The organism is Acidovorax sp. KPB24-07, from assembly GCF_057543315.1.
Genome location: NZ_BAAJYS010000705.1, coordinates 1 through 1150, shown reverse-complemented (window position 1 = coordinate 1150; position 1150 = coordinate 1). Strand labels below are relative to the sequence as shown.

Below are 1150 nucleotides of genomic sequence, written 5' to 3'. Positions count from 1 at the left end.
GGCCGCAGGGGCTGGCGCCCAGCGAGCAGCGCATCGCGGGCTGGCGCGAGGCGCTGGCCGAGGCCGGCGCGTCCTCCGAAGGCATGCTGTCGCACGGCAACTTCACCAGCCAGGGCGGCTACGAGGCGATGCAGGCGCTGTTCCGTGCTCCTTCCGCACCAAGCGCCGTCTTCGTGTGCAACGACCTCATGGCCATGGGCGCGCTGTGCGCCGCGAACGAGCGGCAGCTGCGCATTCCCGATGCCCTGTCGGTCGTCGGCTTCGACGACATCGAACTGGCCGCCTTCACCAGCCCGCCGCTCACCACCATCGCCCAGCCCAAGCTGCGCATCGGCACGCTGGCGGTGGACATGCTGCTCGAACGCATCGACGGCAAGCGGCAGGAGCCGCGCCAGATGCTGCTGCAACCCGAACTGCGCGTGCGGGCTTCCACGGCCCGGTACCTTTTTTCCTGACCCTGCCGGGCTCCTTTCCTTTTTTTTGTCCCTTCTTTCCCGCGCATGAACGCCGCCTCTCCCTCCCGCCCCCGCATTGCCGTCGTCGGCAGCCTCAACATGGACCTGGTGCTGCGCGTGCCCCAGGCGCCCGGCGCCGGCGAAACCGTCATGGCGCACTCGCTGAACCACATTCCCGGCGGCAAGGGCGGCAACCAGGCCGTGGCGTGCGCCCGCCTGGGCGCGGACGTGCACCTGTTCGGGCGCGTGGGCGCCGACGGCAACGGCCAGGCGCTGCGGGCAGCGCTTGACGCCGACGGCATCGACCACTCGGGTGTGCAGACCGACGACAGCGCCCCGACCGGTCTGGCCGCCATCGTGGTGGACGACGCGGCGCAAAACCGCATCGTCGTGGCCGCTGGGGCCAACCTGCAGTTCGTGCTGGACCCCGCCACCCTGGCACCCGCGCTGCAGGGTGCGGCCTGCCTGGTCGCCCAGTTCGAAGTGCCGCTGCCCCAGGTGCTGGCCGCGGCCGCCCAGGCGCACGCCGCCAGCTGCCGCGTGGTGCTGAACCCCTCGCCCATGCAGCCCCTGCCCGATGCGCTGTGGCCGCTGGTGGACACGCTGGTCGTGAACGAGGTCGAGGCCGCCGCCCTGGTGGGTGGTGCTGTCCAGACCCCGGACGAGGCGGCGCACGCCGCCCGGCGGCTGCGCGC

Annotated in this window: 2 protein-coding genes; both read left to right on the top strand. The window is 72.2% G+C overall.

Annotation, left to right across the window (positions count from 1 at the left end):
* On the top strand, nucleotides 1-455 hold a 455-nt coding region (locus AC27IQ_RS25150; RefSeq protein WP_487091244.1), incomplete at its 5' end, for a substrate-binding domain-containing protein.
* 45 nt (nucleotides 456-500) lie between these two features.
* The coding region (locus AC27IQ_RS25145; protein WP_487091243.1) for a PfkB family carbohydrate kinase at nucleotides 501-1150 on the top strand (650 nt) is incomplete at its 3' end.